We start from the raw sequence: 15,942 nt of genomic DNA, 5'->3' as shown, positions 1-15,942 counted from the left end.
AACATCCAAATATAATAAAAGTGCGCGATCTAAAACGTAAAAACGGAAGAACGCGCACTAGCAAGAATACTTAGCAAAAACTAGCAACAGCAGAACATCTACTTTTTAAGTTGCACAGTCTCGTGATCCTTGCCCATTTTGAATTCAATACCTGCACGCTGCCACATGCGATATTCGCCAACCGCAGTAAAGAGAACATCCGTGGAAGAGTTAAGTGCAGTTTCGCAAGAATCCTGAATAACGCCAATAATAAGACCAATAGCAACTACTTGCATAGCGATATCATTTGAAATACCAAACGACGAGCATGCAAGAGGTATAAGCAAAAGCGAACCACCAGCTACACCAGATGCTCCTGCAGCAGAAACTGCAGAAAGCACAGAAAGAATCACAGCCGTTGGAATATCAACGCGAATACCAAGCGTGTGAGCAGCGCACAAAGACATGATAGAAATAGTTATAGCAGCTCCGCTCATATTAATAGTTGAGCCAAGCGGTATTGAAACAGAGTAATTATCTTTGTTAAAGCCAAGTTTTTCACACAAATTCATATTCACAGGAATATTTGCAGCAGAAGAACGCATGAAGAACGCTGTAACACCCGAATCGCGCAAAGTTCTAAAAACAAGAGGATACGGATTCTTACGTGTAAGCACGAAAACCAAAATAGGATTAAGAATCAAAGCAACAACAGCCATAGTACCTACTAACAAAGCAATAACGAAACCATACTCACTAAAAATACGAAGACCATTACTTGCAACTGTTGTATAAACAAGACCCATAATGCCAAAAGGTGCTGCGTTAATAATCCAGTGGACAATTTTTCCAATAGCAGACGAAACGTTATCGAAAAATGCTTTGGTAGAAGGCTCAGCCAAGCGTAACGCAACACCGAAAGCAATCGCCCAGAAAAGGATACCAATAAAGTTACCTTTAACGAGAGCATCTACAGGATTAACAACAATATTTAGCACAAGTGAATTAAGCACCTCACCAATTCCTTGAGGAGACGGCGAAGACGCTGCTGCAACATGAGCAAAAGTAAAATCAACAGGGAAAATCATAGCCGCGCATACAGCTACAAGGCTTGCAGTAAACGTAGATAGCGCGTACAGCCCTATTACCACTTTCATGTTGCCAACACTTTTTGCTTGCGCAAGTGCACCAATAACTAGGCAAAATACCAAAATTGGCGCAACAGATTTAAGCGCACTGACAAAAAGCTTCCCCATAAGATCTAGCACATAGACGTGAGCTGGCACAAAAATACCAAGCACAGCACCGAGAAAAAGACCAATTACAATACGTAAAATAAGGTCAATGTTATTCCATTTTTGAACAATCTTGTGCATGAGAGTCTCCTGTATAGTAATTTGTGCAGAATGTTTTATACTCTTTTACGTGTATTAGCACTTGCAAGATTTTATTTTTTAAAGATTATACATAAGGATGCATATATATGCAAATCGTTAAGGTTTAATGTTTCGCTGTTTCAATAACTTAGCAACTCAGTGACTAAACGCTTCAATAAGTGCTTTGTAAGCAAGATAACTCTTAAAATATAGTAAGCAACAATAACTTCCAGTGTAATCGCAAATTAAAATAGCAAAATGCCTCACTTTGCGTAGTAAAGAAAGACGCAAAGTGAGACACTTTTACATTAACTTCATTATGCTGATTAACTCAATACTCAGCAAACTTACTGAATACAATTAAGCAAACATTAAGCAGTTCTAAAACTAGCTGATCTGCAATAACCAGACCAGCTAGCAAATATTTTACTTACTACTGTGACGAGAAGTACCACGACGCTTAGCTGAGAAAAGCGCAGCACCAGCAGCACTAAGAGTTGCAGCAAACAAGCCAAACACAGACACGTCACTACCAGTCTTACTAAGCTGAGCAACACTACCACTCTTCAACACCTGAGCGCGCACAGAAGCACGAACCTCAGCCGCATGAGCCTTAGCAGACGCCAAAGCCTTACGAGCAGCAGAAAGATTCTTAACCGCAGCATCAACCTGAGCCTGGGTAGCATTCGGATCAGCAAGCACACGTTTAGCTTCAGCCAATGCCTTCTTATACACATCCAAATCAGGAGCTTCACCAAGCAAGTAGGCAAACGACTTGCTAAAGTGAGAATCATCATCAACTTCAGCTTGCAATACCGTCTTATTAACACCATTCAAAGCATCTTTAGCATTCTTAAGACTCTTTAACGCAGTATTAACAAGAGCTTGACGATCTGCTTGAGACTTAGTAGCAACTTCCACACCCTGACCAGCAGGATCAGCTAGCTTAGATATAAGCTCCTTCGCATCTTGCAAAGCCTTATTATATGCTTGCTGCTTTTCAGCAGTATCATACACGTACTTTACAGATTCTTTCACACTATTCTCAAGAGCAATCTCAGCTTGCAAATCAGCAATATCAACACCATTTAGTGCAGCAGCTGCGGTTTGAAGTTGAAGCAGCGCACCATTGACAGCAATCTGCTTCTGCTCAGGAGTATTCGCTGATTGAGCATTCTTCGCATCAGCAAGAGCAGACTCAGCAGCCGTAAGAGCAGTATCATACGCAGATTTCTTATCCTGAACAGCATTCGTATACTGTACGGACTTCTTCAAAGAATCAGCTTTGTTAACTTCAACCTGCAACTTAGACGTATCTACAGTTCCATCAAGAGCGTTAGAAGCAGTTTCAAGCTGAGTCTTAGCATCGCTGATTTCTTGCTCAGTCTTGCCCTTAGGCGAATCAAGAATAGCTTGAGCAGCAGCCACAGCATTATCAAACGCAGTCTTCTTAGTATCAGAAGCATTCATGTAAGCAACAGTCTTCTTCTTCGACTCAGCAGCAGTCACAGCCGCCTGCAAAGCAGAGGTATCGTGACCATCCAAACCAGTAACAGCATTATTAAGCGCAGAAGTAGCATCAGAAATTTCTTTCTCTGTTGCACCAGCTTTCTTTACAATGCTTTCTGCAGAGGTTATAGCATTGTCAAGAGCAGCTTGCTTAGCAGCAGAAGCATTCTTATAAGAAGCATCATTCTTCTTACCTTTTGCTTCTGCGAGCTTTGCTACCAATTGAGACTTGTCGTTACCGTCAAGTTCATTAACAGCCTTAGTAAGCGCAGTCAACGCAGTATTAACAGCTTGCTGCTTCTGCTCAGGAGTCTTAGTAGACTTAGCATTCTTAGCTTCAGTAATAGCAGACTCAGCCTGTTGCAAAGCCTTATCAAACGCAGACTTCTTTGCTTCAGAAGCATTCTCATACTTATATGCGTCCTGAGACTTAGGAGTAGTAACACCGGTCAACTTCTTAGCATTATCAACAGCCGTCTGAAGCTCAGCTGTATTAACCATTCCATCAAGACCGCTTATTGCAGTATTCAAGTTATTCAAAGCTGTGCTGATTTCAGAATCAGTGTGACCGTGAGGAGTCTTAACAAGATCTTCGGCAGTCTTCAAAGCATCATCAAGAGCCTTTTTCTTCACAGCAGTACCATTCTTGTAAACAACTTCTTGCTGCTTAGCTTTTGCATTGGCGATAGCAGTCTGCAACTTACTCACGTCATTACCGTCAAGATTTTGAACAGCCTTAGTAAGCGCAGTCAACGCATCATTAACAGCTTGCTGCTTCTGCTCAGGAGTCTTAGCAGCCTCACCAGGTTTTTGAGTTGCTGTAGATTTAGCATCAGCAAGAGCAGACTCAGCCTGTTGCAAAGCCGAATCAACAGCTTGCTTCTTTGCTTCAGAAGCATTCTCATACTTAGCATCGCCAGCAGATTGAGGGTTAGTCGACTTCTTCAGCTTCTTAGCCTCAGCAACTTTCTGCTCAAGTTCAGTTGTATTAACTTTGCCATCAAGAGCAGCTTTAGCAGAATTGATAGCATCAACAGCTTGAGCTACTTTCTCAGCAGTTGCATTAGCATCAGTAAGCACTGCATTACCATCAGCAATAGCTTCATTGTAAGTAATTTTCTTAGTCTGATCTGCATTAATATAAGCAATCGTCTTCTTGAAATCAGCATCATTGTTAATAAGTGTTTGCAGCGCAGACTTATCAACAGTTTTGCCACCGAGATCCTGAACAGCCTTTTCTAATGCCTTCTTAATCTCATCAACCTTGGCACCATCAGCATTCATACCCTTAGTTGCATCAACAAGAGTAGATGCATTCGTGAACGCACTATCAAAAGCAGTCTTCTTATTATCTTTATAATCAGGCTTTGCTGTAAGAGTAGACTTCTGGCCATTAACAAGAGTCACAAGATCCTTGAGCGACTTCATCTTGCCGTCAAGCTCTTTAGCCTTAGTAACAACAGCAGTGATAGCGGCTTTCACTTTTTCGATAGTGTCTAAATTACTCTGAGGATCAGTTTCTGGATTCGCAACTTCTTCCTTAAGAGCCTTCTTCTGTGCATAATTAAGATTCTTAAGATTATCTATTGCAGTATTCGCATCTTTTCTAGTCTTTGCAAGCTCAGCTTCCTGAAGAATGGAATCAATGTCTTGTATAGAGTCGGTAGAAGAATCGTCTAAACGCTTATTGAAACCTTCAGCCTCATCTTGCGTAAGATCACCATTCTTCTGCAGATCAGCAATCTTCTTCTTAGCTGCAGTTTTAGCATCCTCAAACTCAGCTTTGTTGAGAATCTCTGCAACTTTATCAAGACTATCTGCAGTACCTACTTCGTTTTGATACTTCTTCTTATCTTGTTCGCTGAGATTCTTCAACTTGCCAATCTTATCTTTAGCATCAGTCTTAGCAGCATCAAGACCATTGTTATTACTGCTATCAGCAGCAGTCTGATTCTGATTGCCTTTTAACGTAGCATCATTCTTGGCTTTGTTTACACCATTAGTATCCTGAGCATCATTAACTTGCTTAATAAACTGCTCTTTGTCCCCAGGCTTGAGTTTATCATTCCCGTTAATTTCATCAATAGCAGCCTGCTTTTGCTTCTCAAGTTCAGCTGTCTTCTTAGCTTCTTCAGCCTTGCCTGTGTCTTGCTGTTCTTGCTGATTCTGAGTTTGTATATCAGTATCAACCTTCGCATCATCTTTCTGCTGCTGCTGTTGCTTCTCCTGCTCAGCCTGCTGATCAGCTTGTTGCTGCTGCTTATTATGCTCTTCCTGTTTCTTTTGATCCTGATCCTTTTGGAACTCGTTTATCTTCTCACGGATCTTTTCAGGATCAGTCTCAGTACCAATCTTCTTATCAAGTTCAGTCTTTTGCTCAGGAGTCAAACCAAGATTATTCTTAGCATCATTAATCTGCTGTTGAGCATCTTTCTTTTTCTTCTCATCTTTACCATGCTTATCAGCAGACTTAATAATCTTGTCTACATCTTCTGGCTTAGTAATATTGTTGATTTCACCTTGATGATCTTCCTTGAACTTCTTAATCTCTTGATCATTCAAGCCATTTTTCTTAAGAATCTTGTCAATAAGATCATTAGCTTCATTCTTAAGTTCTTCAGGCTTAGGAGCAGCAGCATTAGATACAAAGCAGTCGTTCTTGGTAAGAGTAATAACCGTATTCGGATTCCAACCCTGTAATGCTTTTATCTCAACCTCATCATCATGTTGATATAAAGAAACAATACCTTTATTACTTCTATTATCACCGAGTTTTAGTGTAGATCCAGACGTTACATCCCAATCGCTAAAGAATTTATACAACGTCATACCACCACCCGTATTAGAGTCAGGCGCATGAAGTTGATTGAGAAGACCATTCGTACTATTTATATATTGATCGTTTATCTCAGATTTTCCAGCTTTTGCTTTCCAGTTATCTTGAATAAACTTCCTAACAAACTTATGCCAATCATCTTGAGTTAATTTGTTTTTATCAGCAACAGCAATCTTAGTAATGTTGTACTTGTACCCATTATTATTTTTTGTTTCAGTTGTTGGATTCTCTGGATTACCCTTGGTGTATACCAACTCAGAATAGTCGAAGGTAGACGTTGAATCATCATTAAACTTAACAGTCATAGTATGCGTATTATCATCAAATGTGATAGCACTATTTTCATTACTGCCTTTTAGCTTGCTTTGAAGCTCATTATTGGCTGTTAAGATAGCTTGCCTAATAGTTGACCGTTCTTTTTCTTGAATCTTCTTAGCATCTTGTACAGGTGTACGAGCTGGAAGCGTAATGTAAGTAGTCTCATTAAGCTTCTTCGCTTGATACACCAGCTTGCTGCCATCGAGCTTATCAGTAGACTTATCAGTATAAGTGATAGTCACGTTGCCTTTATTATCTACTGTAATAGATTTCTTAGCTTCTTCTAGATTGTTAGGCTTACCAATTGCATCTATGAAGTCAGCTTTAGTTTTATTCGCTTCATAAACTTTCTTCACAAGTTCCGTTTGCTCACCTTGAGTCAACTCTTGTGGTTTTCCAACTGCCATTGGAACTGGATAGTAAGGGGTAAACTTATCCGCAAGTGAACGCTGCTTCTTTACAAGATACTTGCCTTCAAGCTTTTTAGTTGAATGAGTACCAGTTGCATCCTTGAATGTGATTGTTGCATCACCATTAGCGGCAACATCAACCTTTTCTATAAGATTCTTAATCTTATCATTAGCCTTCTTAATAGCATTTTCAACTTGCTTCTTCTCTGACTGATCAAGAGCAGTTGGATTCTTCACAGAAGTCAAAGCTGGATACGTAATTTTTGTGCGCTCTGACAATGGCACGTAGCGTTTAGTCAGATTCTCCTTAAAAATAGTATCCGTAGAGTTATCTTTATACGTTACCGTTGCGCTACCATCGTCATTGACTTTTACAGCCTTTTTGAAAGCCGCTTCAGTAGGAACTTCCGGCATACCGTTAAGCTTTTTCAGTACATCAGCATTATTCTTATTAGCTTCCCACAGCTTTGTAAGAACAGACTTCTTCGCATCTTCTGAAAGATTCTTGCCATATTTCGAAGAATCAACCTCTACTTTATCTTTAGGATAAGCAAGTTCTAATTCCTTGGAATACTCTGGCAACGTCGGCGCAAGCGCAACCTTACCAACAGTGTAATGCCAGTTACCCAGTACCTGATACACACCTGCAGCAAACTTCAAAGGCTCCGTTTTATTATTCAGTTTAATAACGAAGCTAATCTTAGATCTTCTATTGCCTCTACTCTCCCAGTTAATAATCAAAGCGCTAGTAGCATTCTTATACTCCCTAGAAGTATCGAGAGTATCACCAGATTTATCATAACCGCCGGCTTCACCGGTCATTCTTTCCCAGTTACTCTTAAATTCAGCACCTTGCGCTTTATTATTATCAAACCAGAAACGGCTTACAGACTGATCCCAAGCAGCCTTTGTATATTGTGTACCTGTTTTTTGAGAAGCCGAACCACCGGTCAACTCTTCGTCCTTATACAAAGTAATGCTATCGTCTACAATCGTGACGTCCTTAGGCACGCTCGCCCACCAGAATGGTCGACCGCCCCACCATTCACCATGAGAATTAAACTGATACTCAACCTTATAGTACTGACCGAATGTTGCCCTATCAGCCTTGTCTTTATCAGTTTCCTTATTCTTATCACAAGGAACTGCGTTAATATCTACGTATTTCTGCACCTTCGCAGAAGAATCACGATTCGCATACCTATAGCTACCATCAGGAAGATTAAAACCATTAGCCCAAGCTTGATGAGTTGGCAAACCAGCACCACAAGCAAGCAAGCTTGCCAATGTTGCAGTCACAGCAATTTTCGGTAAACGTGAAACCGCATACGACTTACATGCTTCTAAACGAGTTCCACTTATCTCTTTCGCCATTGAACGAAGTGTACTCGGCTTCAAATACGCGTAATTCTTAGACACATGTAAAGCATTTTTAGCAGCTTGTGTTTTCTTAACCATTAACAGTCCTCACTTATATATTTTCTCTTCAACTCGCTCTGCAGACGTAAACTCACATCTTGTAAAAGAGCTTGTTAATAGAGCAAAGGATACCCCCCCCCCGCGTAATAATTCAAGTAATATAGGCAAAAACTACCATGCGATTAAGGTAACAACTATATTCAATATTAAATATTACAAATAATCATGCGAGCGCCGCATAGCTAGTGTTTGGCAACTGCGGCAAAACAACAATCAAACCGGCGGTAAAAATCAGCGCGAGTATAGGCAAAAGCTGCCATTGGCACGTAGATGAGAATGCAAATCCAATCCAAGAACCAGTAGTAGCACCAATCGCAAACGCGAGTCGTGCCCAACCAGAAAACTTAGCGAGCGCACTTCCTTTAAACAGAATCTGACGCGCAACAATAATCGGCTCTACTAGTAACATTCCACCAATCGCTTGAAGGAAGAATGCGAAGCACATCATTGGCAAAAGATTAATAAACATAAGGCAATAAGCAAGCAAGCTCACAGCAATACCTAAAATCGCAACTTTTCTTAAACCGAGTTTTTGAGAAGAGTGCGCATATAAAACGGATGCGAGCACGCTTCCTACACCAGTGAAAATATACAGTATTGTTAAAGATTGAGAGCTATATTGTTTACCGATACCGAGAAGAATATAAGAAACAGAGCATGCAGGAATAAAAGCAACCAAAAGAGATCCTGCAAGAAGCATGATTTTACTCTTGAGTGACGGATTCGCAGATTGCTTAGCTGCAGATTTATTGGCAACGTCATTTTCTTGCGATACTTGCGATACTTGCGATACTTCTCCTTCTTCACTAATCGCTTGCGATTCATTCTCTACATCTTGCAACGCTTCCTCTTCTGCGCAAGACGCTTGCGCAATGTCTTGTTTCATAATAAATCGCGTAGCACAAGCCGCAAAAGAAGTCACGGACGAGAAAATCAAAACCGCAGGAATCGACCAGCTCGCAATCCACGATCCTAATGGAGAGCCAAGTAATGTTCCTGTAATACTTGCCAAAATGCTCACAATGCCGCTGTAGTTTACAATCATGCTGTCGTCGCCGCCTGCAGCATCAACCTCGAAAACTTCGCTAGCAATATCAATCACTTGACCTGTAATCAACAATGCACAAGAAAGAGCTACAAGCGACCACTTCCACGCAGGAGAGCCAAACATAAGAAGCGGCAGCAAACCGAGCACGCCTTCTACGCCCTCAGTCATAGCAAGAGCGCGAAAACCGCCAAGCTTATCAACAATCCAACCAGAGCATGGCGAAAGAAAATCGGCAACCGTCATAAAAGTCTTACGAAAACCAATCACCCAAGCTGGCAAACCCACAATAATAATAGAAGGCAAAACCGATCCTTCATACGCTTGATTACCAAGCATAGAAAAACAGAAGCCAACCAAAGCCCATCGCAATGCTGGACTAATAGATCTCATACGAATAAAAATATTATTCCGCTTACCAATAGCCTTCATAATAAGCCCCTTATAAATTACATTAATTGTGTTGACGAATCGACATTATTGATTTACGTTTTCTTAGACGACCTATAAGTTCAGCAGGAAAACCATGACGAATAACATGAAAACGTTCCAATCCTGGTGCGACAATTTGCACAACACTAGGATTGCATTTCATCGATTTACGCTCATAGTGGAATGCGTCACGTTTCCATATATCTATTCCGTACTTATGAAGATCATTTACTATATTATTTATCTGAATTTCTATGTTAGGAATAGATAAAGTGTCACGTATATCATATGACACTAATTTTTGTGAAAATTTCCCACTATCCTGTCTAATTTTTTCTAAGAATAAAGCTTTCTTAATATTTGGATATGAATGTACAAGATGTTTTAGTCTTTTGGATCTATCACGTTCTTCAGGATTAGAATAATCTTTATCTGCACATAACTCTTGCCATAACTCAAGAAACGAACGATATGTTGCGTATCCTAAAAATTGCGATGCGCCGCATCCAAAAGTAGGAATTTCTTCTCTATCTGTCTTATAACATATAGATAGCACCACTGAGCCAGACAAAGCTGGAATCGATACAATATACACCTTGTTACCAGTTGCGCTCTCAATAGCCTGTTTTATTTCTTTCAATAATTCACAATTAGGAATTAAAAACTCTACGCATACATCATCAAATATATTAGAAAGAAGAATATTAGATGTTGCATCTCGTTCAATAAGTTCATTAAGCGCATGCAAAGTCGCTTCTTGGATAGAAGCACCTGCGGCCCATCCATTATTTGTATAGTAGCAACGAATTAAATTTTCATCAATAGAAGAAAACTCACCAGTAGACTTTCCACCGCAGTATTCTGGTGGTAACGAAGCAATAGCATTATCACTCATACTATAAAAAGTATAATCAGTATTTTTGCTTGCTGAATTAGAAAGATTAAGAATCGCATCTCCTTTTATTCGAAGAGATGATGAACAAGAATACAAAACAGACTGATTCGAATATACTATATGTTCCAATAATTCATATAAACCGCTAGTTAGAGATTCAAGCCCAAGACCTTTACCTCTAGCGGATTCTAAAACAATATCTGCACAATCAGCCTCATCTAAATAAACACACGAATCCAAAATACAAGTAGTGTCTAATGCTGATACTTCAACACTCCATTGCCACTTCTTTAAGGCAAATACCTCAATAATTGATGACAAAGAATCCATCAATGTAAATTCTCGTTCAGGTGAAACAAAATTAACCATAACATATCTTTTCACAAAATAATGCTGGCAATTTTATTACAAAATAACAAAACCGCCAGCATGTTTATTTCAATTTTCATCATCGTCTGGTATTTCACCAACAAAGAAATCACTCATACTAGTAAGATGTGGAGTGCTGTGTTCAGTTCTAGTACGTCCCATAACATTCACCTTTCAATAAAAAATAATAACTCATTTAATTTCCTTTTAAGTTCATTTAAGAACTTTAATAGGAGATGCTATTACTTCTTACAAAAAAATACAATACAGTTATAAGTCATGAATACAAAACAGTAACAAATAATAAATTTTATTAATTATTTTAAGAAAGACTTATAGTAAATTATTGTATACTATTCTTGTAATACTGTATATCTTGCCTAATCGTTTCTAGCGAACTTTGTGTGCCCACATGTCTTGCGTAGGTTTTAAGTAGTCTTTTTTGCATGTTTTGACCGCTTAATTATGAATGGTTTTACCTAAGATCGTAAGGAGATAGTAGCCATATGTGTCTAATTTGCACTTTATTAGCTATGCTTGGAGTCCTGGAACACAGATTAATACCGTCGCTACAATTTTGGCCGGTGCTGTGGTGACGCTTCTAGTGTTCTGGAAACAACACAAGACAAGGTAGCAGTAAAACTATACTTTTCATACACAGAAGTAGCAGCGGCAACAACCGCAAAAGCAGACAACACCATCATGCGCATTTAATGTCGCCAACAATATTCCCTCATAAACGAAGCAATTACCTGCAAATCTTTGCCTTCATAATATTCAACAAGCAACTTTTACTACGCACTCATAAATGCCACGAATCAACTGCCCACACTCAGTTTTTAAGGACACGAAAGACGCGAGAGCAAAAAACCGTTTTTGCAAGACATCTCATTCAATCATTTTTACCGGGAGAAACAAGTCCTGAAATGGCTCACCAGATTGGTATAAAGCTGTATAAGAATATACTTAAAGACAAGTACGAATTTGTCTTATCTACTTACGTAGATAAGGGCATATCCACAATCACATCATCTTCAACAATGTAAATATGATAACGGGTAGATGCCACCAGTCTAATAAGAAAAGCTGTCATCAAATCAGGTATCAAAGCGACAAGTTATGCAAAGAAAACAACCTACCTGTCATTGATGAGTTTTACGAAAGTTACAAGAAGAAATATAAGACTAACGGTAAATCTTGGTATGAGAATAAACAGACAAAGCGTGGTACTTCTTGGAAAAGCAGGCTGCAATTTGATATTGACAGAATGGTAAAACAGTTTAAGGATTGGGATGATTTTTTAAAGAAAATGGCTAATCTTGGCTATGAAATTAAGTATAGCAAACACATTGCTTTTAAACCGAAAGATAAGCCGAGATTTACAAGATCTAAAACAATCGGAGAAGATTATACTGAAGAAAGGTGAAAGGAAGCAAAGGCTATGAATATTGGGCAACCAAATATAACCTTAATATAATGGCTGACTCTGTTATCTTTCTCAGAGAACAAGGTATTAAATCCGTTAAGCAACTTGATGAATACATAAAGAAAAGTGCTGAAGAAAGACAGAACTTATAAGATAAAATCAAAGAAATTGATAAGGATATGCAGCTGCTTTCTGATACGATGGAACAAGTTCATACTGTTAAAAAGTATCGAGCCTACTACAAAGAATATAAAGCAAGTCCTTCTAATAAGGCATTTTTCGAGGAGTATAAGGCTGAAATCACACGCTACGAAAAAGCTCTTACAAAACTTAAAAAAAAGTCCTATTCAAAGTCGCCTAATTCAAAGGATATTTTAGATAAACTTGATAAATTGCAAGGAAAAAGAATACCATTATGCAAGAGCATTCTTCTGCAAAATCTACAATGGACGAGCTTTATCAAATACGAAAGAACTATGGAATTTATATGGGTAAGGAGATGGAGAGATAGCGTCTCTCCATCTCTATTAACTATTTTATTTTTTTAAATGATATATATCTTCAATATAATTTCCTGGAAAATTCTCAATATTTAATTTGTACATATTTAAATACCCTTGGATTTTTTCATCAGATAATGAATCTAATTCGTATTTTTCGATTTCTTTTACAAACTTTTTTAGATTATCTTTTAGCTTTTTTAAACCATTCCTTCTCATCACGAAAACTTTCTCATTAAAATCCGCATCATGTGCTAACTGCTTAGTAGGAATTATCATTATGCGCAAAACATCTACAAGTTCCCCATACTCTTCCTTAAACCATCCACAATGGTTATTAAATTGACCTGCTTCTGATTTTTTTATAGCATTTCTATTTTCGTCCACTTCATCTTTACACTCAAAAAATACATATTTTTTATTTGAAACACACCACAAATTATCTGGACCCTTTCTAATTTCTTTATCTGGTCGTTGACTAACATAGCCTAGAATTTCACCTAAGTTTTTTAATGCAGATTCAAATTTTTCAGCCGCAATGCCAAAAGAAAGATTTTCTATCAGTTCATTTATATAAAGATTAAATTCATTAAAACTGTCATATTTGCCAATATTTCTTTTGAATCTATTTATTCTATTTTCATTCAGGAAAGAGATTTTTGAATATGCAATTCCCTCTTTAGGCTTTAATAATTGAGGATTCTTTTTAAATGCGGACTTTTGAAGTTTTTCTGATTTTTCCTCTGAATACATATAGGCATATCTTGCCATCTGCTCTAAATACCAGCCTTTTTCTAAATCATCCTTGATAAACTTATCAATGAATTTTTGTGTCCTTTCTACAGCAAGTTCATATTCTCCCTGTGAAAATAATTTTTCTAATTCATTTTCTTCTGCGTATCTGTCATAAATTTTATTTTCTACGTTATCTTGAACAATTGCATTCATTTCACCAGTGTAATACTCTTTCCACCCTTCATCCCTTTTGAGAATTTGACTTATTAGTGAAATAATCTGCTTCATAGGCTGATCTTCTTCACTAATTTCTTCTTTTGCCATTTTTGCGACTTCAAACCCAATCTCTATTTGTTTCTGTGTCTGGGCAGAAAAATATTTTCTTGTTAACACGCCTCTCATAAATTTTTCTATATCAGATCCTATTACAAGAATAGCGCAATAATCTTTTTCTCCACGAACAGCCCTTCCTAATCCTTGTTCAATCTTTTGTGCTATTTTTTTATTTATAATTTCACTATTAGGGCAACACTTTTCTTCATATCTATCAGAGAAGTTGTTTAGAAATGGCATTGAATCCATTATCAAAACTCTGCAGCTTTCATCTGGCAAATCAATCCCATCATATCTATTATTTATCACAACGGTTTTTCCAAAATTACTTTTTCTTAGATCGTCTATCACAGAAAATAATTCTTGATTATTTTGTGGAAGTTTTGAACCTAATTTACTGTAATAGATAGCTCTTTTTGTATTTGGAACAATAGCAACAATTCCAAAATTCTTAGTATTCACCGATGCAAATTTAGTTGCAACTAAGTCTCTATCACAGGTCTCACATATTAGTGATGGCATCAATATCATCTTTTCACCAGACCATCTTAATTGTGGATACACAATTGGATTAGCTACTGCATCACTTGAAAAATTTAATCCTTTGACAAAGAAAATATCTTCTTGAGTTGTTGCAGACATTAAAATTCTTCTCTTAGCTTTTGAGAATGTCCCAAATTGTTCTACGTTAATGTTATATGGAGCAATCTCAATCTTACTTCCTGAAATAAAACAAGAATATTCTATTATTTTATCCTTCATCAATGGCCACACAAACTTAATTTCATCCATATTGGTAAAATCAGATAGAATAGATAAAAGTTCAGCCTTTTTACTATTCCATGCCCAGTATGGAACCATCATGAAAGTTTCGTATTCTCCAGATTTAATATCTAAATAGCTCCCCTCACCTTGCTCTATTAAATCATCTGAGAATAACGTTAGTATCTTATTATAAATGGTTTCATTGTTTTCCCTGCTTATAGTTACAGTAAACGAATTCTTTAATACATCTATACAAGCATGAGAATCGTCCAAAACAATTGTTCCTGCTTTTGTACAATTATTACCTATTCCAAAAATTGATTTCCCATTAAATATTTTATGTGCATGAGTTATTAGTATTTTTTCACCTGATAAAAACTCATTAGGAATTTCATTATTATTATCAATTGCACAAAATGGAATACCAAATTTTTCAGCTTCCCAACAAACCTGTTTGACTAAATAAATATTAGGACAAACATATATGCATGGACCCTCTCCTAAATTAAGTACTGATTGTAGCATTAGTAAACCAATTAAAGTTTTCCCTTCTCCAGTATGAAGCTTTACAATGAGATCTCTTTCATCTTTTCTATTGTTATACCACTCTTCCAAAGCATATTTTTGAACAGGTCTTAAAGGACCTGCGATACTCTTTCTATCAAGCGTTTTATATAAATCAATAGGATTGGTAATTTTCGATTTACTTTTTAAAGCAATTCTTTTCTTAAAATCTACCATTTTTAGTATCTCCATTTAATTTTATCATTCTCATTTATTTGCATTTATTAATAAAAATATATCCCACAAATAGCAGACAAGAGTTATACCTGCCCCAACAGATAATTCTGCATGTCGTTTTGTTAATCCATTAATTTTGCAGAACGACCATGCCCACTTCCATAATGATTTCTTAATTCAATTATTCCACTACTTAAACCATTAAGACTCCCTGTAATTTGTTTCACAATTTCTTCTTCTAAATCCATTGCCACGCCTTTATTGGGAATATTCAATGAACTTAGAGTTTGTTTTACAAGTTGTCCCATATTTATTGAATCTTTTATAATTTCACCGTTGCTTTCAATGATTGTTTTACAACAACTTTCTAGTAATTCTTTTGACTTTCCTATTGCTTCTGTCGGATTTTCATTACACATTGCTACCATCAAATCTATTTGCTGATTCATATATTTACTAGAAATTTTTTCTTTAACTCTTCTGATACTGTAGAAAATTTCTTAGAATATTGCTTTTCTCTTTCAATAATTTCCTTACACTTATTAATTATAAAGAGATTTGTATGTGCTTCCGTTATAAGCTTTATCATCTGATTCTATTTCTAAGGAATATTGCACTTCATAATATTCCAGTAAATCATGATTCTTCAGCAATCGTACCGTTAAGAAACAGTGTCCTCTCCAATATTTCATTTGACTCCTGATTTTCCTTCTGGTTTTTCCACTGCCAAAACTTCCTCATTACCTTTTCCTCCTCTCTTATATAAAGAAGCGACCAAGAAAACCTTGGTCGCT

Annotated in this window: 7 protein-coding genes and 1 pseudogene; 2 read left to right on the top strand and 6 right to left on the bottom strand. The window is 37.2% G+C overall.

The features are described 5' to 3' along the window. Positions 1–98: 98 nt before the first annotated feature. The 4 genes from sstT to K9E37_RS05860 all read right to left on the bottom strand — a co-directional run bounded on the left by sstT (position 99) and on the right by K9E37_RS05860 (position 10,648). The gene (sstT, locus tag K9E37_RS05875; RefSeq protein WP_004110866.1) at positions 99–1,355 is read right to left on the bottom strand and encodes a serine/threonine transporter SstT; all 1,257 of its coding nucleotides are present in this window, start codon (positions 1,353–1,355) and stop codon (positions 99–101) included. Positions 1,356–1,781: 426 nt separating this feature from the next. Next, positions 1,782–7,886, bottom strand: a complete 6,105-nt coding sequence (locus tag K9E37_RS05870) for a MiiA motif-containing surface protein (RefSeq protein ID WP_248893231.1) — start codon at positions 7,884–7,886, stop codon at positions 1,782–1,784. Between the two features lie 184 nt (positions 7,887–8,070). Next, entirely contained in the window at positions 8,071–9,384 is a 1,314-nt protein-coding gene (locus tag K9E37_RS05865) for an MFS transporter (RefSeq protein WP_102155295.1), read from the bottom strand. Between the two features lie 22 nt (positions 9,385–9,406). Next, positions 9,407–10,648 carry a YcaO-like family protein gene (locus K9E37_RS05860; RefSeq protein ID WP_248893229.1) on the bottom strand — a complete coding sequence of 414 codons (1,242 nt, stop codon included), beginning with the start codon at positions 10,646–10,648 and terminating at the stop codon, positions 9,407–9,409. A 758-nt stretch (positions 10,649–11,406) separates the two neighbouring features. Here K9E37_RS05860 and K9E37_RS06490 point away from each other — a divergent pair. Both K9E37_RS06490 and K9E37_RS06485 read left to right on the top strand, forming a co-directional pair. Then, positions 11,407–12,074, top strand: a pseudogene (locus K9E37_RS06490) (relaxase/mobilization nuclease domain-containing protein). A 179-nt stretch (positions 12,075–12,253) separates the two neighbouring features. Beyond that, positions 12,254–12,622: a hypothetical protein gene (locus tag K9E37_RS06485; RefSeq protein ID WP_205727498.1), complete on the top strand. Its 369-nt coding sequence runs from the start codon at positions 12,254–12,256 to the stop codon at positions 12,620–12,622. On the opposite strand, the gene K9E37_RS05850 is transcribed toward K9E37_RS06485, so the two are convergent. After that, positions 12,611–15,148, bottom strand: a complete 2,538-nt coding sequence (locus K9E37_RS05850) for a DEAD/DEAH box helicase (RefSeq protein WP_102155299.1) — start codon at positions 15,146–15,148, stop codon at positions 12,611–12,613. The genes K9E37_RS06485 and K9E37_RS05850 overlap by 12 nt on opposite strands. Before the next feature lie 122 nt (positions 15,149–15,270). Continuing rightward, positions 15,271–15,597 carry an abortive infection family protein gene (locus K9E37_RS05845; RefSeq protein ID WP_004110896.1) on the bottom strand — a complete coding sequence of 109 codons (327 nt, stop codon included), beginning with the start codon at positions 15,595–15,597 and terminating at the stop codon, positions 15,271–15,273. Between the last annotated feature and the right edge of the window lie 345 nt (positions 15,598–15,942).

This window comes from Gardnerella swidsinskii, assembly GCF_023277705.1.
Lineage (GTDB): Bacteria > Actinomycetota > Actinomycetes > Actinomycetales > Bifidobacteriaceae > Bifidobacterium > Bifidobacterium swidsinskii.
This window is presented reverse-complemented; position numbering and strand designations above follow the sequence as displayed.

Bases quoted from the DNA above. Each gene is read 5' to 3' on its own strand.
- sstT (WP_004110866.1), bottom strand. From the start codon at position 1,355: ATGCACAAGATTGTTCAAAAATGGAATAACATTGACCTTATTTTACGT.
- K9E37_RS05870 (WP_248893231.1), bottom strand. From the start codon at position 7,886: ATGGTTAAGAAAACACAAGCTGCTAAAAATGCTTTACATGTGTCTAAG.
- K9E37_RS05865 (WP_102155295.1), bottom strand. From the start codon at position 9,384: ATGAAGGCTATTGGTAAGCGGAATAATATTTTTATTCGTATGAGATCT.
- K9E37_RS05860 (WP_248893229.1), bottom strand. From the start codon at position 10,648: ATGGTTAATTTTGTTTCACCTGAACGAGAATTTACATTGATGGATTCT.
- K9E37_RS06485 (WP_205727498.1), top strand. From the start codon at position 12,254: ATGCAGCTGCTTTCTGATACGATGGAACAAGTTCATACTGTTAAAAAG.
- K9E37_RS05850 (WP_102155299.1), bottom strand. From the start codon at position 15,148: ATGGTAGATTTTAAGAAAAGAATTGCTTTAAAAAGTAAATCGAAAATT.
- K9E37_RS05845 (WP_004110896.1), bottom strand. From the start codon at position 15,597: ATGAATCAGCAAATAGATTTGATGGTAGCAATGTGTAATGAAAATCCG.